This window comes from Streptomyces sp. NPDC029836 (genome assembly GCF_055574495.1).
This window is the reverse complement of the sequence record NZ_JBVHZI010000002.1, coordinates 589,410-607,651: the sequence shown is the minus strand read 5'-3', so window position 1 is coordinate 607,651 and position 18,242 is coordinate 589,410. Positions and strand designations below refer to the sequence as shown.

17 protein-coding genes and 1 tRNA gene are annotated in these 18,242 nt (G+C 72.8%); 9 read left to right on the top strand and 9 right to left on the bottom strand.

Annotated elements, in window-relative coordinates; all coding sequences use genetic code 11:
- The first annotated feature begins 130 nt into the window (after positions 1-130).
- From ACZ4XJ_RS08525 to ACZ4XJ_RS08510, 4 genes are all read left to right on the top strand, one after another.
- On the top strand, positions 131-1,306 hold the full coding sequence (locus tag ACZ4XJ_RS08525) for an HpcH/HpaI aldolase/citrate lyase family protein (RefSeq protein WP_468495698.1): 1,176 nt from the start codon (positions 131-133) through the stop codon (positions 1,304-1,306).
- A gap of 74 nt (positions 1,307-1,380) precedes the next feature.
- Positions 1,381-3,927, top strand: a complete 2,547-nt coding sequence (locus tag ACZ4XJ_RS08520; RefSeq protein WP_468495940.1) for a phosphoribosyltransferase — start codon at positions 1,381-1,383, stop codon at positions 3,925-3,927.
- Positions 3,924-4,745: an HAD family hydrolase gene (locus tag ACZ4XJ_RS08515; RefSeq protein WP_362878207.1), complete on the top strand. Its 822-nt coding sequence runs from the start codon at positions 3,924-3,926 to the stop codon at positions 4,743-4,745. The genes ACZ4XJ_RS08520 and ACZ4XJ_RS08515 overlap by 4 nt, the downstream gene beginning before the upstream one ends.
- A complete protein-coding gene (locus tag ACZ4XJ_RS08510) occupies positions 4,742-5,401 on the top strand; it encodes an O-methyltransferase (protein ID WP_362878205.1) in 660 nt (219 codons plus the stop codon). The genes ACZ4XJ_RS08515 and ACZ4XJ_RS08510 overlap by 4 nt, the downstream gene beginning before the upstream one ends.
- Positions 5,402-5,452: 51 nt before the next feature.
- On the opposite strand, the gene ACZ4XJ_RS08505 is transcribed toward ACZ4XJ_RS08510, so the two are convergent.
- The 3 genes from ACZ4XJ_RS08505 to ACZ4XJ_RS08495 form a co-directional block, all read right to left on the bottom strand.
- The gene (locus ACZ4XJ_RS08505; RefSeq protein ID WP_362884513.1) at positions 5,453-5,680 is read right to left on the bottom strand and encodes an FmdB family zinc ribbon protein; all 228 of its coding nucleotides are present in this window, start codon (positions 5,678-5,680) and stop codon (positions 5,453-5,455) included.
- 96 nt (positions 5,681-5,776) lie between these two features.
- Entirely contained in the window at positions 5,777-6,331 is a 555-nt protein-coding gene (locus ACZ4XJ_RS08500; RefSeq protein ID WP_362884512.1) for a DUF4383 domain-containing protein, read from the bottom strand.
- A 227-nt stretch (positions 6,332-6,558) separates the two neighbouring features.
- Positions 6,559-7,806 carry a hypothetical protein gene (locus tag ACZ4XJ_RS08495; protein WP_468495697.1) on the bottom strand — a complete coding sequence of 416 codons (1,248 nt, stop codon included), beginning with the start codon at positions 7,804-7,806 and terminating at the stop codon, positions 6,559-6,561.
- Between the two features lie 102 nt (positions 7,807-7,908).
- Between ACZ4XJ_RS08495 and ACZ4XJ_RS08490 the strand changes: the two genes are divergently transcribed.
- Positions 7,909-7,980, top strand: a tRNA-Val gene (locus tag ACZ4XJ_RS08490).
- Positions 7,981-8,412: 432 nt separating this feature from the next.
- On the opposite strand, the gene ACZ4XJ_RS08485 is transcribed toward ACZ4XJ_RS08490, so the two are convergent.
- Positions 8,413-9,615 carry an IS110 family RNA-guided transposase gene (locus ACZ4XJ_RS08485; protein WP_468495939.1) on the bottom strand — a complete coding sequence of 401 codons (1,203 nt, stop codon included), beginning with the start codon at positions 9,613-9,615 and terminating at the stop codon, positions 8,413-8,415.
- Between the two features lie 353 nt (positions 9,616-9,968).
- Here ACZ4XJ_RS08485 and ACZ4XJ_RS08480 point away from each other — a divergent pair, with 353 nt between their 5' ends.
- A complete protein-coding gene (locus tag ACZ4XJ_RS08480) occupies positions 9,969-10,295 on the top strand; it encodes a GYD domain-containing protein (RefSeq protein ID WP_388895078.1) in 327 nt (108 codons plus the stop codon).
- A 744-nt stretch (positions 10,296-11,039) separates the two neighbouring features.
- Here ACZ4XJ_RS08480 and ACZ4XJ_RS08475 read toward each other — a convergent pair.
- Positions 11,040-11,114, bottom strand: a complete 75-nt coding sequence (locus ACZ4XJ_RS08475) for a 50S ribosomal protein bL37 (RefSeq protein WP_100661309.1) — start codon at positions 11,112-11,114, stop codon at positions 11,040-11,042.
- Positions 11,115-11,226: 112 nt separating this feature from the next.
- Between ACZ4XJ_RS08475 and ACZ4XJ_RS08470 the strand changes: the two genes are divergently transcribed.
- Positions 11,227-11,916, top strand: a complete 690-nt coding sequence (locus ACZ4XJ_RS08470) for a TRADD-N-associated membrane domain-containing protein (RefSeq protein WP_468495696.1) — start codon at positions 11,227-11,229, stop codon at positions 11,914-11,916.
- A gap of 15 nt (positions 11,917-11,931) precedes the next feature.
- The gene (locus ACZ4XJ_RS08465; protein ID WP_362884505.1) at positions 11,932-12,159 is read left to right on the top strand and encodes a DUF2277 domain-containing protein; all 228 of its coding nucleotides are present in this window, start codon (positions 11,932-11,934) and stop codon (positions 12,157-12,159) included.
- 339 nt (positions 12,160-12,498) lie between these two features.
- Here ACZ4XJ_RS08465 and ACZ4XJ_RS08460 read toward each other — a convergent pair whose 3' ends face one another.
- The 4 genes from ACZ4XJ_RS08460 to ACZ4XJ_RS08445 all read right to left on the bottom strand — a co-directional run bounded on the left by ACZ4XJ_RS08460 (position 12,499) and on the right by ACZ4XJ_RS08445 (position 16,575).
- Positions 12,499-12,993 (bottom strand): hypothetical protein, encoded by a 495-nt coding sequence (locus ACZ4XJ_RS08460; RefSeq protein ID WP_468495695.1) that lies wholly within the window; start codon positions 12,991-12,993, stop codon positions 12,499-12,501.
- Positions 12,994-13,352: 359 nt separating this feature from the next.
- A complete protein-coding gene (locus ACZ4XJ_RS08455; RefSeq protein WP_468495694.1) occupies positions 13,353-13,964 on the bottom strand; it encodes a DedA family protein in 612 nt (203 codons plus the stop codon).
- Positions 13,965-14,158: 194 nt separating this feature from the next.
- Complete coding sequence (locus tag ACZ4XJ_RS08450) at positions 14,159-15,820, bottom strand: alkaline phosphatase D family protein (protein WP_468495693.1); 1,662 nt, start codon at positions 15,818-15,820, stop codon at positions 14,159-14,161.
- Positions 15,821-15,921: 101 nt separating this feature from the next.
- On the bottom strand, positions 15,922-16,575 hold the full coding sequence (locus ACZ4XJ_RS08445; RefSeq protein WP_362884515.1) for an HNH endonuclease family protein: 654 nt from the start codon (positions 16,573-16,575) through the stop codon (positions 15,922-15,924).
- A gap of 490 nt (positions 16,576-17,065) precedes the next feature.
- Here ACZ4XJ_RS08445 and ACZ4XJ_RS08440 point away from each other — a divergent pair, with 490 nt between their 5' ends.
- Positions 17,066-17,587, top strand: coding sequence for a DinB family protein (locus ACZ4XJ_RS08440; protein WP_468495938.1), 522 nt, complete (start codon positions 17,066-17,068; stop codon positions 17,585-17,587).
- Positions 17,588-18,242: the final 655 nt, after the last annotated feature.

Here is an 18,242-nt window from a genome sequence, read left to right as displayed (position 1 = left end):
AACGTGCGAGCTGGGCATGGTGCAAGAGGGTTACCTGAACTTCATGTGCTTGAGGAACTCTTGACTCCTATTCGTACGTACTATTACCGGCCACGCCAGTTGGGCCGCCGAGGCAGTACGGGGGAAGCGCATGCGTCACTTCGGGCACATTTCGCCCAGCGTCCGGAAGGAGCTCTTCCACCAGGAGCCCACGGAATTCACCCTCGCGTCCCCCGCCCGCACGCTGGCCGCCGCACTCGGAGCCACCCTGTACAGCCCCGCCACCCGGCCGAACCTGGCTGCCGACATCCGCAAGCAGGCCGCCCTCGGAGTCGTCTCGATGGTCCTCTGCCTGGAGGATTCCATCAGTGACGCCGATGTCGTCGACGGCGAGGAGAACCTCGTCCGGCAGTTCGCGGCCCTCGACGCGGACGGCCCGGAGGCGGCCGAGCTGCCGCTGCTGTTCATCCGCATCCGCACGCCCGAACAGATTTCCGATCTGGTCCGCCGGCTCGGCGGGTCGGTGCGGAACCTGGCCGGATTCGTGCTTCCCAAGTTCACCGAGAGCCGTGGTATCGCCTTCCTCGACGCCGTCATCGAGGCACAGGCCGTCGCCGGACTGCCCCACCTGTATGCCATGCCGGTGCTCGAATCCCCGGAGCTCCTCCACCTCGAAACCCGGGTCGAGGCCCTCGCGGGCATCTCGCGCACCGTTAACCGCTACCGCGAGCACGTCCTGGCCCTGCGCCTCGGCGTGACCGACTTCTGCTCCGCGTACGGGCTGCGCCGCACCCCGGACATGACCGCCTACGACGTCCAGATCGTGGCCGGTGTGATCGCCGACGTGGTCAACGTCCTCAGCCGCGCCGACGGGACCGGGTTCACCGTCACCGGCCCGGTCTGGGAGTACTTCCGCAGCCAGCAGCGGCTCTTCAAGCCGCAGCTGCGCCGCAGCCCCTTCCTGGAGGAGGGGGTGGAGGAACTGCGCACCGCGCTGATCGAGCACGACCTGGACGGGCTACTGCGCGAGATCGAGCTCGACCGGGCCAACGGGCTGACGGGGAAGACCTGCATCCACCCCGCGCACGTGACTCCCGTGCACGCCCTGTCGGTGGTCTCGCACGAGGAGTTCAGCGACGCCCAGGACATCCTGCGCCCGGAGCGCGGCGGTGGCGGGGTGCTGCGATCGTCTTATACGAACAAAATGAACGAAGTGAAGCCCCACCGGGCCTGGGCCGAGCGCACCATGCAGCGCGCGGAGGCCTTCGGTGTGGCGCGGGAGGAGGTCGGCTTCGTCGACCTCCTCACGGCCGGTCTCCAGGTGTGAGCGGACCGGTGACGACGGAGCGTTCCACGACGGAGCGTTCCACGACGGAGCTTCCTACGGAGAAGGGCAAGACGATCGACGAGGTGTGGACGGGAACCTGGGTCGCGGAGCGGCTGGGCGTGGCCCTGGAAGCCGGCGGCGACCCGGCGCAGCCACCGCTGGACGAGCTGCTCGGGCTCGCCTTGCGGCGCAACCCCAAGCGCGCCCACCTGCTGGTGTCGCAGGTGCTCGGCAAGCACGTCCCGCAGTCCCCGGCGGTCGTCCACGCCGCCGGGTACGGCCTCGGCGAGCGGGTCCGCGAGCTGCTCGGCGCCGAAGCGGCAGCCACGGCGGTGGTCCTCGGGTACGCGGAGACCGCGACGAGCCTCGGCCACTGCGTCGCCGACGGCCTGGGCACCGCCCCCTACCTGCACTCCACCCGGCGACCCGTACCCGGCGTCGAGCCCGCCGGCGGCTTCGAGGAGGCGCACTCGCACGCCACCTCGCACCTGCTGCTCCCCGAGGACCCGCTGCTGCTCGCCGGCGACGGGCCGCTCGTCCTCGTCGACGACGAGTTCTCCACCGGCAACACGGTCCTGAACACCATCCGCGACCTGCACGCCCGCCACCCCCGCACGCACTACGTGGTCGTGGCCCTCGTGGACATGCGCTCGGCCGCGGACCGGGACCGGCTGACCGACTTCGCCGCCGAGATCGGCGCCCGCGTCGACCTGATCTCCCTGGCCGCCGGCACGGTCTCCCTCCCGGAGGGGGTCCTGGGCAGGGGCCAGGCCCTGGTCGAGCGGTACGAGAGCGCGGCGCAGGGCGGGGCGGGCGCCGCCGCCGGCTCCCGTGCCCCCGGCGCCGCCACCGGGTCCGGTGACTACGTCGCGCCCGTCGAGCGGGTCGCGCTCGGCTGGCCCGCCGGGGTCCCCGACGGGGGTCGGCACGGCTTCACCCCCGCGCACCGCGCCGCCCTGGAGGCGGCCCTGCCCGGGCTCGCCGACCGGCTCGCCGACGCACTGGGCGCGGAACCCGGGCGGGTCCTCGTCCTCGGCAACGAGGAGCTGATGTACGCGCCGCTGCGGCTCGCGCTGGCCCTGGAGCGGTCCGGGGCGGCGGCCGAGGTGCGGTTCTCCACCACGACCCGCTCGCCCGTGCTGGCCGTCGACGACCCCGGCTACGCCATCCGCACCCGGCTGGTCTTCCCCGCCCACGACGCCCCGGCCGACGGGCCCGGCGACCGCTACGCCTACAACGTCGCCCGCACCGACGGGACCGGCTTCGACGCCGTCGTCGCCGTCGTCGACTCGGCCGGCGACACCCCCGAGCTGCGCACGGGCCTGCTCGCCGCCCTCGCCCCGCACACGGGCCGGGTCCTGCTGGCCGTCGTACCGTCGTACGTGCCGGCGCCGCGCGGGGCTTCGTCCGCCGCGACCCCGGCCCCCGCACCGTCGTCCCACGCATCCGACCGGCTGGAGCCGAGCATGTCCGAGCCGACCCTGCCCGATCCGCTGCGCGGCCCGGCCTTCTCCTCGTACGCCGCCCAGGACGTCGGCTGGCTGCTCCAGGACCTCTCCGGCGTCGAGCTGGAGGCCCCGACCGAGGAGCGGGAGGAGGCCATCCAGGCGGGCGGCGCGCACTACGCCGAGTCCCTGCCCGTCGAGTACCAGCCCTCCGACGCCTACCAGGAGCTCTACCGCAGCGCCCTGGCCGGCTCCGCGACGCGGATAGCCCGGGCGGTCGGGACCGTCACCGAGACCGTGCTCGCCGAACGCTCGCCCTCCCCGGTGCTGGTCTCCCTGGCCCGCGCCGGCACCCCCGTCGGCGTGCTGATGCGCCGCTGGGCGCAGGCCCGGCACGGCCTGGACCTGCCGCACTACGCCGTCTCCATCGTGCGCGGCCGTGGCATCGACACCAACGCGCTGCGCTGGCTGGCCGCGCACCACGACCCCGCCGACGTCGTCTTCGTGGACGGCTGGACCGGCAAGGGCGCCATCACCCGGGAACTGAAAGACGCCCTCGCCGCGTTCCCGGGCTTCGACCCGGAGATCGTCGTCCTCGCCGACCCCGGCTCGTGCGTGCGCACGTACGGCACCCGCGAGGACTTCCTGATCCCCTCGGCCTGCCTGAACTCCACCGTCTCCGGACTGGTCTCGCGTACGGTGCTGAGGTCCGACCTGGTCGGGCCCGCCGACTTCCACGGCGCGAAGTTCTACCGCGAACTCGCCGGAGCCGATGTCTCCGTCGGCTTCGTCGACGCCGTCGCGGCCCGCTTCGACGCCGTCGCCGACGCCGTCGACGACGAGGTCAAGGAGCTGCTCGCGGCCGACCGCACCCCCACCTGGGTGGGCTGGGCGGCGGTGGAGCGGATCAGCGAGGAGTACGGCATCCACGACGTGAACCTGGTCAAGCCCGGCGTCGGCGAGACCACGCGGGTGCTGCTGCGCCGCGTCCCGTGGAAGATCCTCGCCCAGCGCGGAGCCGGAGCCGACCTGGACCACGTACGTCTGCTCGCCGAGCAGCGCGGGGTGCCGGTCGAGGAGGTCGACGGACTGCCCTACACGTGCGTAGGACTCATCCACCCCCGATTCACGCGCGGCGCCACGGGCGCCGACGGAAAGGCCGTGTCCGCCAAGTGACTGTCCTCGTAGCCAGTGACCTCGACCGCACGCTCATCTACTCGGCGGCCGCCCTCGGCCTGACGATGCCCGATCCGGTCGCCCCGCGGCTGCTGTGCGTCGAGGTGCACGAGAGCAAGCCCCTGTCGTTCATGACGGAAACGGCGGCCGCCCTGCTGGCGGAGCTGACCGAGAACCCCGCGGCGGTCTTCGTCCCCACGACGACCCGGACCCGCAAGCAGTACCAGCGCATCCGCTTCCCCGGCCGGCCGGCCCCGTACGCGATCTGCGCCAACGGCGGGCAGCTGCTCGTGGACGGCGTACCCGACCGGGACTGGCGGCGGGCGGTCGCCGGACGCCTCGCGCAGGAGTGCGCCCCGCTGGAGGAGGTCCACCAGCACCTCCTCGCGGTGTCGGACCCGGCGTGGCTGCGCAAGGCGCGGATCGCCGAGGACCTGTTCGCGTACCTGGTCGTCGAACGGGCGCTGGTCCCCGAGGAATGGCTGAAGTCGCTCGCCGAGTGGGCGGACGCGCGCGGCTGGGGGGTCTCGCTCCAGGGCCGCAAGATCTACGCGGTGCCGCGACCCCTCACCAAGAGCGCCGCGATGGCCGAGGTGGCCCGCCGTACGGGTGCGACCACCACGCTCGCCGCGGGCGACTCCCTGCTGGACGCCGACCTGCTGCTCGCGGCGGACCGCGGCTGGCGCCCGGGACACGGCGAGCTGGCCGACGCGCGGTGGACGGCCCCGTCGGTCACCGCCCTGACGACGGTCGGTGTGCTGGCGGGTGAGGAAATCATCCGCGCGTTCGGCGGGACGGTTGCGACACTGACCGCATGACCAAGGGCAACAGCACCAAGATCACTGACGAGCTCTACCAGTACGTCCTGGCGCACAACCCCCCGCTGGACGCCGTCCAGCGGGGGCTGGTCGCCACGACCCACGAGAAGTTCCCGCAGTCGGCGGGCATGCAGTCGGCGGAGGAACAGGGGCCGCTGCTGGCCTTCCTCGTCCGGCTGACGGGCGCGCGGCACATCGTGGAAGTGGGCACCTTCACCGGCTTCTCCGCCCTGTCCATGGCCCAGGCGCTCCCGGCCGACGGCCGCCTCATCGCCTGCGACGTGTCGGAGGAGTGGACGGCGTACGGGCGCGAGGCCTGGGAGGCCGCCGGCGTCGCCGACCGCATCGACCTGCGCATCGCCCCCGCCCTGGACACGCTCCGCGCGATGCCGGCCCGGGAGCACATCGACCTGGCGTACGTGGACGCCGACAAGCAGAGCCAGATCCTCTACTGGGAGGAGCTCGTGCCGCGGCTGCGCCCGGGCGGCCTCATCGTCACGGACAACACCCTGTTCCACGGGACCGTCCTGGACGAGTCCCCGGAGAGCCGGGGCGCGAGCGTGCACGCGTTCAACGAGCACGTCGCGGCCGACTCCCGGATGGAATCCGTCCTGCTGGCGATCTCGGACGGGCTGACGCTCTCGCGCAAGCGGTAGCCGTCGCGCGGTGGGGGCCGTCGACCGGGGTGGGCGGCGGGCGGGACCGGGCTAGCCGCAGGCGCCGCCGCCGCAGCAACCGCCCCCGCCGCCGCCACCCATCGCGGGCGCGGGAGCGGCGGAGCCACCGCCGCTGCCGCCGACCGCGACGGCGGACAGCAGCTTGACGGTGTCGGCGTGACCGGCGGGGCAGTCGGCGGGGGCGGACGACTCGGCCATGGGACGGCTGACCTCGAAGGTGTCGTCGCAGGTCCGGCAGCGGTACTCGTAACGGGGCATGCGCACCAGGCTATGCGGCCGGACGGCATCCCGGTATCCCCGGACACACCGCGACCCCCGTCCGGACACCGGCGGCGGCGTCGGCCGGGCGCGACGCTACCGGGCCGGCCCCCTACGGCCCGCCGCCCGCGCCTCGCGCGCGGCTTGTTCGGGGTGGCGGGCGCGCCAGTACGGGTTGTCGTGCGGGAGGGCGCTGCCGACCCGGCCGTACATCCCGAACCACATCAGCATCACGCCGACGACGAAGCTGAACAGCACGTTCGGGATCTTGAAGGCCAGGAAGTTCAACCCGGTGTCCAGCAAAGCGAGGTTCACGAACCCGCTCGCGATGAACAGCAGGCCCAGCACGATGTTCAGGGTCGACGCGAAGTTCCCGCCCACCACCATCCCGCCGAACAGCAGCAGCCCGACCAGGATCGACAGCACGCTGAGCGCGCCGTTCGTGTTGAGGCCCGCGACCGTGTCCCCGCCGGTGTCGAAGAACCCGATCCGGTCGATCAGCCCCAGGACCCCGAACACGAGGAGCAGCAAACCGGTCAACCCCGCACCGATCCGGTACACCTTGCTCAGCTTGTGGTCGACGGGGAGGTGCTCGTTCAGCCGTGCCCCGGCGGCCGGCCGGGGGACGCGCGGCGCCGTGTGCGAAACCATCACGGCCTCCTCTACCTCGGGCCGGCCGTACGTCCCTCCAGGATCCGCCGCCGGGGGGCGGGGGACAACCGGGGGAGGGGGGTGGGGGTGGGGGACGGCTGTCGGGACGGGCGCTCGACTGTTCCGTCTGTCCCGTCCCGTCTGTCCCGTCTCGACTGTCCGTCCCGACCGGGCCGGGCCGGACGGGACGTCCGTTCCCGGCGTCCGCGCTCGCGCGGTGTTCCCGATCAGGCGTGGCCGCGGTCGGCCCGGATCTCGTTCACGACCCGGTTCACGACGGTCCGTACGTCCTCCATCTCCTGGAGGAACGCCCAGTAGTCCGGGTGCCGCCCCTCCAGACCGGCGAGGGCCCGATCCACCCGTGCCACCGACTCGTCCAGCGGCCGGGCGTGCCGGGGATCGGGCACGCTGCGGCCCGCCATCGCCAAGCGCTGGGCGTCCCGGATCGCGAACCGGGTCCGCTGCACCTCCGCCTGCGGGTCCCGCGCCACCGCCTCCAGCCGGTCCAGCCGGTCCTGCGCCGCCGACACCGCCTCGTCCGTGGCGTCCAAGGAACCCCGCACCGCCTCGATGGCCGCCGCCACGTCCGCCCACCGCTGCTCGTCCCGCGCCCGGGCGGCCTCCGCCAGCCGGTCCTCGGCCCGCGCGACGTCCCGTACTGCCTCGTCCGGCACCTGCTGGAGGTCCTGCCAACAGGCCGCGCTGAACCGCCGCCGCAGCTCGCTGAGCACCGGATCCACCCGGTCCGCCCGGTTGCGCAGCGCCTGGGCCCGGGTGCGCAGGCTGACCAGGCGCCGATCGATCTCCGCCGCGCGCTCCGGGAGCCGCTCGGCCTCGGCCCGTACGCCCTCCGCGTCGCGCAGGATCCGGTCGGCCCGCTGCACGGTCTGCTGCACCCCGTGCTGCGCCGCCCCCTGGGTCAGCTTCGTCAGCTCGGGGCCCAGCGCCGCCAGCCGCGCCGCCAGGTCATCGGCCCGCATGCCCTTGGCGCGCACCGAGTCCAGCGCGTCACTCGCCGCCAGCAGCGCCGCCCTGGCCCGCTCCCGGGCCGGCGCCACCCGGGCCAGCTGCGTCTCCGCCTTGTCCAGCAGCGGCTGCAGCCCCTGCGCGAACCGCTCCAACTCCTGCTGGACCCGCACCAGCTCGTCCCGGGCCCGGGTCAGCTGCTCACGCGCCTGGGCGGCGACGGACCCCTCCAGATCGACCCGGTCCAGGTCGTGCGCGTCCACCGCCTCGATGTACACCTGGCTCACCTGGTCGATGCGCACCCCCAGCGCGGCGAACCCGTCGGTCGCCCGCCGCGCCGCCGGCGACCCGTCCGCCGCCGCGATGGTCTCGATCGAGATCCGCAGATCCCGCTGCGCCGTGTCCAGCTCGTAGAACGCGGCCGCCGCGGCATCCTTCGCCGCCTGCGCGTCCGCCCGTCGACTCTCGTCCCGCCCGCCGAACCACCGCCGGGATGCCGTCGTCACCATCGCTCTCCCGTGCCCCGTCCGCCATGCCCCGGTCCATTCTCCCCCACGGGAACGGGTTTGCGTGGGGGGTGCGGCCTCCATGTAGGCTGTCCACTCATCCACGGGTGCGTAGCTCAGGGGTAGAGCGCTGCTCTTACAAAGCAGATGTCGGCGGTTCGAAACCGTCCGCGCCCACCGGCGAAAAGCCCCCAACCGATCATGGTTGGGGGCTTTTCCATGCCTTCTCGACGCCACATGGCCTCCACGATCGGCATCGACGGGAACGGTCTTGAACGGCCATGCCGGCTTCTGGGCAGCGGGCCCGCGTTTCGACCGCCTCGCGCAGCGTGGCCGCCTGCGCTGTCGGAAACGGTCTGCCGAAAGTCGACGTCGTGCTGCGGAGCGTGCGGGTCCTTCCGCCTTCACGGACTGGTCGAGCACCCCGATCGGCACCGGGACGCGGCAGCACGTTGTGTGGTGACGGGCGGGGCCGGTGAGCTTCGGTGGAAGCCGAGGGAGGCTGGTCGAGCTACGGAGTCGCGCAGCGGAAGCCGGGGCGAAGTCCGTCCGTCTGATGGAAAGCCCCCCGCGGATTGAGGTGCGGGGGGGGGGCCCCTATGGGTTTGGTCAAGGTGATGGGGCGGGTTGGGGTTCGTAGAAGGTGCCGTCTCGGAGCATGGCGAAGAGGACGTCGGCTCGGCGGCGGGCGAGGCAGAGGAGGGCTTGGGTGTGGTGTTTGCCCTGGTTGATCTTCTTGTCGTAGTAGGCCCGGGAGACGGGGTCGGCAAGAGCGGCGAACGCGGAGAGGAAGAAGGCCCGTTTGAGTTGCTTGTTTCCGCGTCGGGACGGTTGCTCGCCCCGGATCGACGACCCGGAACTGCGGGTCGTCGGGGCGAGGCCGGCGTAGGCGGCCAGGTGGGCGGCGGACGGGAACGAACTGCCGTCACCGACGTCGATGAGGATGCGGGCTCCGGTCCTGACGCCGATCCCCGGCATGGACGTCAGGACCTTGGAAAGAGGGTGGCGCTCCAGCAGTTCCTCGATCCGGGCGGCGAATGGTTTTCGCTGGTCAAGCACCGCCTGGAGAGAGTTGGCGAGGCTGGGAACGATTAATGCGGCCGCGTCCGTGCCCGGGACGACGACGGTCTGCTCATCCAGAGCCGTGAAGATGTCCTCGACGAGGCGCTCGGCCATCCGCGGCGCCTTGGGACGTATCAAGGTCACGAGCCGACGGCGTCCGGCCTTGCGGATCTGGGCCGGAGAACCGAACTGGTCGAGGAGCTTAAGCACGGCCGGGTGCTGCACTCGCGGGCCCAGGACCCGTTCCAGCGACGGATGGATCTGCGTCAGCAGGCCGCGGAGGCGGTTGCTGATCCGGGTTGCTTCGCCGGTGAGGTCGTCGTCGAAGCCGACGATCATCTCGAGCTCGGCGATGGTCTCTTCCTCGAGGTCGACCGAGCGGAGCGTGTGCGGCATCACGCGGGCTGCGTCCGCGATCACGAACGCGTCGCGGGCATCGGTTTTGGCCTCGCCCGGATAGAGATCGGCGATCCGCCTCATCGTCAGCCCCGGCAGATAGGCCACCGGGCAGCCCATGTCACGGGCCACCGCGAGCGGCAGAGCGCCGATCGAGGCCGGTTGGTCCACCACCACCAGCACGGTCCCGTGCTTGGCCTGCAGTTTCCCGAAGACCTCGCGGAGCTTGGGCTCGCTGTTGGGCAGCCGTTTGCCGAAGGCCTTCTTCCCGGCCGGGGTGACGGCGGTGGCGTGGTGTTCGCTCTTGCCGACGTCCAGGCCGAGGAAAGCGCCGATGCCGCTGATGTCGATCACGTGCGTCCTCTGGTCGTCCCCATCGCCCGGCCGTCCCACGGCACCGATCGCCACATCCACATCACGAAGAGCCTCCCGACCTGCGGAAAGGCCGGTGGTCATGCCCCTAATCAGCGGTCTGTCGATGCCTCCGGAGCCGGTGACACCACCCCCCAAGACATGCGATCGACAGGGGGAGAAAGTCATGCCAACTCCGGAGGCCGGGCGCCCCGTTGCGGGGCAACCAAAACGGTAATGGGGGGGGCTGTCGCTTGCGCCGTCGGGTTGTCCGGCCGTTCGGGGGAGATGCGGGCGTCCCAAGGGGGGTGCCGGGCGCGCGCGGGCATCCCTTGAGGGAACGGAAGGGAGATCTCGTGCCGCTCTACCTATCGCGGTTCAGCTACACACCGGAGACCTGGGCGCGGTTGACCGGCCATCCTGAGGACCGGTCGGAGGCCGCTCGGTCGTACATCGAGTCCGTCGGCGGGAAGCTCCACGGTTTCTGGTACGCCTTCGGCACGCACGACGGCTACAACCTCTGGGAGGCACCGGACAACGTGTCCATGGCGGCGGTCGCCCTGGCGATCAGTGGAGGGGGCGCGCTCAGCTCGTTCGAGACGACGGTTCTGCTCACCGTCGATGAGACGTTGGACGCCCTGCGCACGGTCGAGAGGGTCCGGTACCGGGCGCCCGGTGCCTAGCGGGTTGACCGGACCGGGGTTTGAGGTGGGGCTCGGTGGCCGCTGGCGATGGCTCCCGGCGGGCCACCGAAGGAAGGGGAGCGGGATGGCGGGTGCGTCCGAGCGCTTCGGTGCAGCGCTGAGCTTCGCTTGCAGGTCGGTGTGGAGGAGGGGAGTCACGTACTGGGCCTCTTCCTCCACGACGGTCGGGCGCGCCTCCGGCGGGAGGAAACCCGGTCCGGTGGGGGTTCTCCTCGTCGAGTTCTTCCGTGCCGAGGTCGAAGGCGAGCCGCGTCGACGTCCGGCCGTGGCGTCCGATCAGGTCGGCTCTGGTGGGCTGCGTTTCGGTGGCCGAGGTGCTCCTCCTCGCGTGGCGGACGGGCAGGCTCGCGTTGCCGCCCGTGGTCATGAGCGTTCGGCCTCGTAGCCGTGGGGGAGTCGCTCCGTCGAGGGGGGCGGGGCGGGCCGGCGACGAGCGTCTCGTACCCCGCTGCGTGGAGCCCGTGACCGTACGCCTTGCGCGTGCGTGGCCACCCCTTCGTGGGCGAGCGGGCCCTCGCACTGACCTCCGGGAGGCGGGATCGGTTCGGTTCGGCCGGCCGGACCGCCCCACCGCCCAACGTTTTCCTGGCCCGGCGTGACACCGTCCTTCTCGCCGCGTGGGGCGGGCGAGTGGGGGTGGCAGGGGGCGGCGGGCGTGCCGGGGGGATGGGGCGGGTTGGTGGCGGAAAGCCCCCCGAGTGTGGCGGGGGGCTTTCGGCGGGGTCAGGCGTTGGGGCGCTTGCCGTGATTGGCCTTCTTCTTCTTGCGGGCGCGGCGCTTGTTTCCTCGCTTGGCCATGGAGCGTCTCCCTCATTCCGGGCAATTCGGGCGTTCGTCAGTCTAGGTTCGGGGCGGACGGCCCGCATCAGGGGCGGGTGGTTTTCCCTCGTCCGCGGGCGGGGATCCCCGGATGGGGGTGATGGCGGTGACCGGGGTGGGGGAGTGGCTCTGGGCGCTCGGGGCGGCGGCGTTGGTGGTCTCCGCGGCGGCGGTGTTCGGCCGGCTGGGCGCCGACCGGTTCGAGCGGAGGCGGGACGAGGAGCGGGCGCGGCTGCTCGCTTCGTTGGCCGCCGGAGCAGGAGTCGGAGGAGGAACGGGAGCCGGGAGCGGGGAGTCGTCGGGCAGGGGTGATCCGCGGTTCCTGGACGCGGGGGCGAGTCGGCGCGGGCAGGCCGAACTGGGCGACCGGCGCGACGACTTCACGCCGATCCTCGTCGAGTACTACGCCTACGGACTGACCCAGGCCCGCAGCAGCTTCGCGACCAGCCAGTTGTTCGCGGCGATCGGGGCGGCCGTGCTGCTCTTCGGGGTCGGGCTGGCGGTCTGGAAGGCGGAGGCCTCGGGGGACGCGTACGTCGGGGTGGTGACGAGTTCGGTCGGGCTGGTCGTCACCCTGGTCGGGCAGTTGTTCCACCGGCGGGCCGACATCGCGCTGCGGCACATGGCCGCGCAGACGGCCTCCCTCCGTGAGGACCGGCGGGCCGCCGAGAGCACGCAGCAGGCGATCGGATTGCTGGAGGAGGTCGCCGATCCGGAGCTGAGAGCGCGGCTCCAGGCCGGACTGATCATGAAATTGTCCGGGGCCGAGCTGCCGCGGTAGCGCCATAGTGGAGGTATGTGCCGCTCCATTAAGACCTTGCGCCCGCCCGCCATCCCCGAGAAGGCCACCGAGGAGGAGATTCGCGCCGCCGCGCTCCAGTACGTACGGAAGGTGTCCGGGTTCCGGGCGCCGGCCGCGCACAACCGGGAGGTGTTCGACGCCGCCGTGGACGCCGTCGCGGAGGCGACGAGGCTGCTGCTCGACGGGGTGCACGTACGTGGTCGGGCCGCCGCCGAGGCCTGATCGCCTGATCGCACCGCCTGGTCGGTCCCACCCGGCCTGGCCGGGTGGGACCCCGGGTCGGCTGCGCCGGAGGTGCCACCCGGATGCCTCGGCCCCGTCGCTCGGGTGGGGGCCTTTGGTGGCGTGCGCCCGCGTGGTGGTCCTGTCGACGGGGCCGCCCGGGTCGTCTCCTTCGGAACTCGCCGGTCGGACCCGTATCGTCCGGTGCCGTTGATTCGAAGGCGGAGGGGCGCCCTCGTACGGGGTACTCGGGCGACCCGACCACGCGCGGAGCGCGGTGCCGGGTGGCGGGGGCCGGGCAGGGTCCGCACCAGACGACCTCGTGCTCCCGGTGCCGGTTCAGCCGGCGGATGCCGAGCGGCGGCGCAGTACCCACACGCCGGCGCCGAGCGCGCCCGCGGCGAGCGCGCCGCCGATGGCGATCTGGGCGCTGCTGATCGATCCGACGCTGCCGCCCAGGCCGCCGCGGGCGGCGCCGGAAGCGACCTGGAGGGCGACGGTGACGCGCTGGCCGCCCGCGCCGCCGCACTCGAAGGTGACGGGGTGCGAGCCGACGGCGGCGTCACGGTAGACGGTGGCGGCGCCGAACAGGTTGGTCGCCTCCAGGTTGCCCGGGGTCAGTGTCACGTCACCGAAGGCGCGGGAGGTGGCCCGGCCGGTCTTGGTTCCGCAGCCCTCGATGTTGAGGCTGACGCGGGCGCCGGGGGCGACGGTCCCGGGCGAGACGGTGGCGAAGGGGGCGGCGGCGGCGAGTGTGGCCGGGGTGACGGCCGCGACGGCGAGTGCCGCGGCCGCGACCCCTGCCAGGCGGTGCCGGTTGCGCGTGCGGGTCATGGAGTGAACTCCTCGGGCTCCTCGAAACGGCGCGGCCAGGGCACGGATGTGACGCGGATTCGGCTGCACGCCGTGCTCTGGACGCTAGAAGGCCCACCGTGACGCGGCGATCGCTGCCGGGTGAACGGGTGACCGAGTGCGCCACTCGGGCTACTCCTGAGGTGGGCGCGGTACTCGCGACGGCCGCGTCACCGGTGTGGGTTCGGTGCCTGGCGCTCGTACGGTGATCCAGGGGCGCCGGTGTGCCTGTTGCAGGGGTTGGCGGAGCGCTCCCGTGGGAGCCGCCGTTCGGGGCGGCGGGCGGGCCGGTGTGCGGGAGATGCGTGGTGCGCCGCCGGGTGGGAGGGGGTTCGGCGTTCCTACGTTGCCGGGGCCGGGGACGTAGGGGGGCGGCGGATGAGGAAGGCCGCCAGGGAGCCGGCTGCGAACAGGGCGATCAGGGAGACCGCGCCGCCGAGCCAGGTCGTTCCCAGCCACTGGGTGCCGTAATAGCCCAGGGCCACGCTGTAGCCGGCCCAGCTCATGCCCGCCAACACCGACCAGGGCAGGAACTCCATCACCTTGCGCTGCGTCTTCCCCGCGCCCAGCGACACCACCGACCGGCCGGCCGGGGCGAAGCGGGCGATCACGACCAGGGCGCCGCCGCCCCTGGCCAGTGCCGAGCCGAGGCGTTCGTGGGCGCGGGTCAACCGGCGTGAGCGGGCGATGGCCCGGTCCAGCCGGGCTCCGCCGCGCCGTGCCAGTCGGTAGGCGGCCATGTCACCCAGTACGGATGCGGTCGTGGCGATGACCAGCAGCGCCAGGATGTCCGGGACCTCCGCGGGAGCGCCCGCGGCCGCCGCGGCGGCCGCGGACATGATCACCAACATGCCGCTCGGCAGCACCGGAAGGAACACGTCGAGCACGACCGACACCGCCACCACGACGTAGATCCATGGGCTCGCGGTCAGCGACCCCAGCGTCTCAAGCAAGGCGGAACTCCCCAGTCCGAAGCGCCGCGTCGTCGCGGGGAGCGGCAGGGGCGGCTTGACAGCCATACAGCGTACGCCCGGAGCCCGATGCGTGAAGCCGCGGGGCGGCCGCCGAGCCGAGGCCCCGGCCCGCCCCGGCCCGGGCGGATACCGGGCGCCACGGCCCGTGCCCGTCGTACGCGAAGCGGTTGGAGTTACTCCGCATCGGTGAGTTCACGGTCCAGCACCGCCACCAAGCGGGCCCCCGAACGCCCCTTGCGGCTCTGGTCCAACCGCAGACGGGCGCTGCGGCCCACCAGCGCCAGCGTCATCAACTGGTTGCCGAACCACGGGCCGCCCGTACGCTGCCAGCTCAGCGGCGGTCGGCCCGTCCGGCCGTGCCGGGAGAAGCCCCGGCCCAACCATCGGCCCACCCGCGACCAGCCCAGCCGGAATCCCAGCTTCACCGCCGTGTGGATGGAGTTGTGCACCGGCGAGCAGGTCAGCTGGAACACCCGCGAGGTGCTGGGTATGCGGGGCTCGGCCACATACGCGTGATGGACGTCCCCCGAGAGCACGCACACCGTCGCCGGGGCGCGCGGGCCCGTCCCGACCTCCTCGATGAGATCGCTCAGCGCCTCGAACGAACTCGGGAACGCCGCCCAGTGCTCCAGATCGCTGCGCCGCCGCAGGTCCTCACCGATCCGCGCCCACCGGGGACCCCGTATGCCCCGGCACAGCGCGGCGTTCCACACCTCGGCGTCGTGGATGAGCGGGGGCATCAACCAGGGCAGTGAGGACCCGATCAGCAGGTGGTCGTACCCGCCGTGCCCGGCGAGCGCGTTCTCCCGGAGCCAGTGCTGCTCCGCCGGGTCGAGCATGGCCCGGCCGTCCTCGGCCAGTACCCGGGCCGCCCGGGTGTCGACCATCAGCAACCGCGTCCGGCCGAAATCCCGTCGGTAGCTCCAGCGCACCGAGGCCGGGTCGGCGTCGGCCCGCGCGGCGAAGGTGCGCAGCACGTCCGTACCGTCCGGCGTGGCCCGTACCGCCGCGTACAACGGGTCGGTGGCGAGCTCGGCGGGGGAGAGGTTCCCCAGGTGCTGGTGCACCCAGTACGACATCAACCCGCTGAGCACCCGCTCCGGCCACCACGGCGTCGCGCGCATCTCGGCCAGCCAGGCCGCGCTGGTGTTCCAGTCGTCGATCACGTCGTGGTCGTCGAATATGTGCAGGCTGGGGACGGTCGACAACAGCCAGCGGATCTCGGGGTCGAGCCAGGACTCGTAGTAGAGCCGGGTGTACTCCTCGTAGTCCGCGACCTGGGCACCCGGCGCCTCGCGCAGGTCGCGCCGGGCCGCCAGCCACCGCCGGGTGTCCCGCGACAACTGGTCGGCGTACACCTGGTCGCCGAGCAGCAGCAGGAGGTCCGGCCGGACGGCCTCCGGTTCGGACGCCAACTGGGCCGCGAGGGTGTCGAGGGCGTCGGCGCCGTGCGGTCCGCGCTGGTCGGCGGGCGGTGCGGCCTGCCGGCAGGAGCCGAAGGTGACCCGCAGCCCCGGCGCGGGCCGGCCGGGGCCGCCGCCCACCGCGGGCGTGCTGACGGTGCTGGGCGGGAAGGCGCTGTCGGCCGCGGGCCAGACGAGGACCCCGTCGAGCAGGACCTCGTAAGCCGTGGTGGTGCCCGGGGTCAGGCCGGTCACGGGGACCAGCGCGTAGTGGTGGCCCGAGACCTGGAACGTGCGGGTGCTGCCGCCGGCCCCATCGGCGCAGCGCACCTCGGCGGTACACGGGCGGTCCGCCTCCACCCATATGGTGGCGGAGCCCCCCGCGTCCCAGTCCACGTACCGCAGCAACGGCCCAAGGCGCAGTCCGGCCATCCCCATCCCCCTCGTCGGCATCCCCTGTGATCACGGTACGGGGTGGAGGGTGGGCATGGCCTCCCCCTGGCGGGGGAGAAACGGCCGGTTCGGGTGAGGGGTCAGCAACCGTTCAGGACGTTCGTCAGGGCGGTCTTCTCGGTGGAGTCCATGCGCAGGCCCCAGTACTGCTTCACCTGGACCCACATGCGGGCGTACGTACAGCGGTAGGCGGTCCGCGAGGGCAGCCACTTGCCCGGGTCGAGGTCGCCCTTGGCCTGGTTGACGTTGTCCGTGACCGCTATGAGCTGCGGGCGGGTGAGGTCGTTGGCGAACTGCTGGCGCTTGGTGGTGGTCCAGGAGTTGGCGCCCGACCGCCAGGCCTCGGCGAGCGGAACCATGTGGTCGATGTCGATGTCGGACGCGGCGGTCCAGGTGGCGCCGTCGTACTCGGAGTACCAGCTTCCGCTGACGGCGGCGCAGGAGGAGTCCTGGACGACGTTCACGCCGTCGCGCTTGAGGACGGTCTCGCGGGTGTTGCAACTGCCGGAGACGGTGCTCCAGTGCGGGAACAGGTCGCGGCTGTAACCGCTGGTGGAACCTTCCGCCGCGGGCGTGACCGTGGCCAGGTAGGCGCGGGCGGCCGACGCGCTGATGGGGGTGGGGGGAGCCGCCAGGGCCGCGGGGGCGTTGACGAGCGAGGTGAGCGAGGCGAGGGCGACCGCCGACGCGAGGACTCCTGCGCGGCTGACGTGACGCGCGTAGAAGGAGGGCATGCGGAAGGAGGCGAGGGCCATGAGGGCTCCGTGGGTGCGGGGGGTGGTGGCCGTGCTGCCCCGGCGGGACGCGGCCATGTTGGCGCCGTGGGGTGTCGTCCGGGTGGGCGCCAGATGACAGGGTGCCGACATGCGCACGTCACATCAAGGAGTCCAAGGCCTTTTACTCAAGGGGAAGTTGAGATTCCGTACCCGGGGGCGGGGCAAGGCGGGACCAAACTCGCATACGGGGCCCGGGGGCGGCGTGCGGGCTCCGGCGGAGGTGCGGTTTCGGCCGGTGCGTGGGGCGCGGCGGGGTGTCGTCCTGGTGGGCGCCGGATTGTGGGGGGCCGGTCTTCCCGCGTGGGTTGGTCGCGGGCGGGTGGGGCTGCGCGTGGGGGCGGCGGGTGGCGGGTTCGGTGGGAAAACTGCTTGCGGGCTACAGGGACTTGGGGGCACCCTCGCCCGCGTGATCACACCTGCGCCCGACAGCCGCTTCGGCTGGTCCAACATGTTCGTCCACCCCGATGACGATGCCCGCTCGGACGGCGGCTTCCAGGGAGAGCGGGCCGTGCTCGTCGGCTATGTGCGCGATCAACGGCTCACCTTGGAGATGAAGTGCGCCGGGCTCGACGCCGAGGGAATGGCCCGTCGCTCGGTGGCGCCGTCGAACCTGTCGCTGCTGGGGCTGGTGCGGCACCTCGCGGGGGTCGAGCAGTACTGGTTCCGGCAGGTCATGGCGGGGGAGGGGATACGCCGTCACTACCGTTCGGCGGACGACCGCGACGGCGAGTTCACCGGTGCGGTCGCCGACCCGGAGGTCGTCGCGCAGGCGTGGGCGACCTGGCGGGCGGAGGTCGCCTTCGCCGAGCGACTGGTCGAGGAGGCGCCTGACCTCGATGTCATCGGACGGGGTGGCGATGAGCCGATGCAACTGCGCGAGGTCCTGGTGCACATGGTCGAGGAGTACGCCCGACACAACGGCCACGCCGATCTCCTGCGGGAGTGCGTGGACGGGCGCGTGGGGCAGTAGCGGCGGGTGATCGCGGGGTCGCCGGGTTGCGGGGCCGCCTGGCCTCCGGGGCGCCGGTCCGGCGGGGGCGCGGGGGCGCGGGGTCGCCAGGTTGTCGGTCCGGCGGGTGGCGGGCGCTGCGGGTCGGCGGCGTGCGGGGGCACCGGCCGGTGGGGGTGGTGCCGGTGCGTGCCGGTGCGTGCCGGTCGGGGTGGTGGGCCGGGCTCGGGTGGTGCCGGGGCGGGCGGTCCTGCTTGGACGCGGGCGCGGCGTGTCGCAGGCCCGGCGGGGCCCTGTTCGGCGGCTCGCTCCGGTCACGGGTGACGCCGGGCCGAGGGCCGGCTGTGGCCGGGGCGCGGAGGTGCGGGGTTTGCTGCGCCTCGTAGCCGGGGCTTCGTGACGGGTGGGGGCCGAGGTTGGGCGGCTGGGCGCCGACGCCGTGGCCACCTCGCCCAGGGCCGGGGCCGGGCCTTCGGGTGCGGTTGGCGGGGCATGGCGGACGGGCCGGTTCGCTGTGCGGTGCATCGCAAGGCGGGAGGGCCACGGACCGGGTCGCACTGGACGTACCGTCTTGGTCCCACAGCGCGGCGAGGCGTGGTGCGAGGTGCCGTTCCCAGGTGAACAGCTCCGGCCACGGCTGAGGATCCGATCGGGATCGGATCCTAAGCCGCTGCCC

Coding starts and splice junctions, on each gene's coding strand:
- ACZ4XJ_RS08525 (WP_468495698.1), top strand. CDS start 131: ATGCGTCACTTCGGGCACATTTCGCCCAGCGTCCGGAAGGAGCTCTTC.
- ACZ4XJ_RS08510 (WP_362878205.1), top strand. CDS start 4,742: ATGACCAAGGGCAACAGCACCAAGATCACTGACGAGCTCTACCAGTAC.
- ACZ4XJ_RS08505 (WP_362884513.1), bottom strand. CDS start 5,680: ATGCCCCGTTACGAGTACCGCTGCCGGACCTGCGACGACACCTTCGAG.
- ACZ4XJ_RS08500 (WP_362884512.1), bottom strand. CDS start 6,331: ATGGTTTCGCACACGGCGCCGCGCGTCCCCCGGCCGGCCGCCGGGGCA.
- ACZ4XJ_RS08495 (WP_468495697.1), bottom strand. CDS start 7,806: ATGGTGACGACGGCATCCCGGCGGTGGTTCGGCGGGCGGGACGAGAGT.
- ACZ4XJ_RS08470 (WP_468495696.1), top strand. CDS start 11,227: ATGGGGGTGATGGCGGTGACCGGGGTGGGGGAGTGGCTCTGGGCGCTC.
- ACZ4XJ_RS08465 (WP_362884505.1), top strand. CDS start 11,932: ATGTGCCGCTCCATTAAGACCTTGCGCCCGCCCGCCATCCCCGAGAAG.
- ACZ4XJ_RS08460 (WP_468495695.1), bottom strand. CDS start 12,993: ATGACCCGCACGCGCAACCGGCACCGCCTGGCAGGGGTCGCGGCCGCG.
- ACZ4XJ_RS08450 (WP_468495693.1), bottom strand. CDS start 15,820: ATGGCCGGACTGCGCCTTGGGCCGTTGCTGCGGTACGTGGACTGGGAC.
- ACZ4XJ_RS08445 (WP_362884515.1), bottom strand. CDS start 16,575: ATGCCCTCCTTCTACGCGCGTCACGTCAGCCGCGCAGGAGTCCTCGCG.
- ACZ4XJ_RS08440 (WP_468495938.1), top strand. CDS start 17,066: ATGTTCGTCCACCCCGATGACGATGCCCGCTCGGACGGCGGCTTCCAG.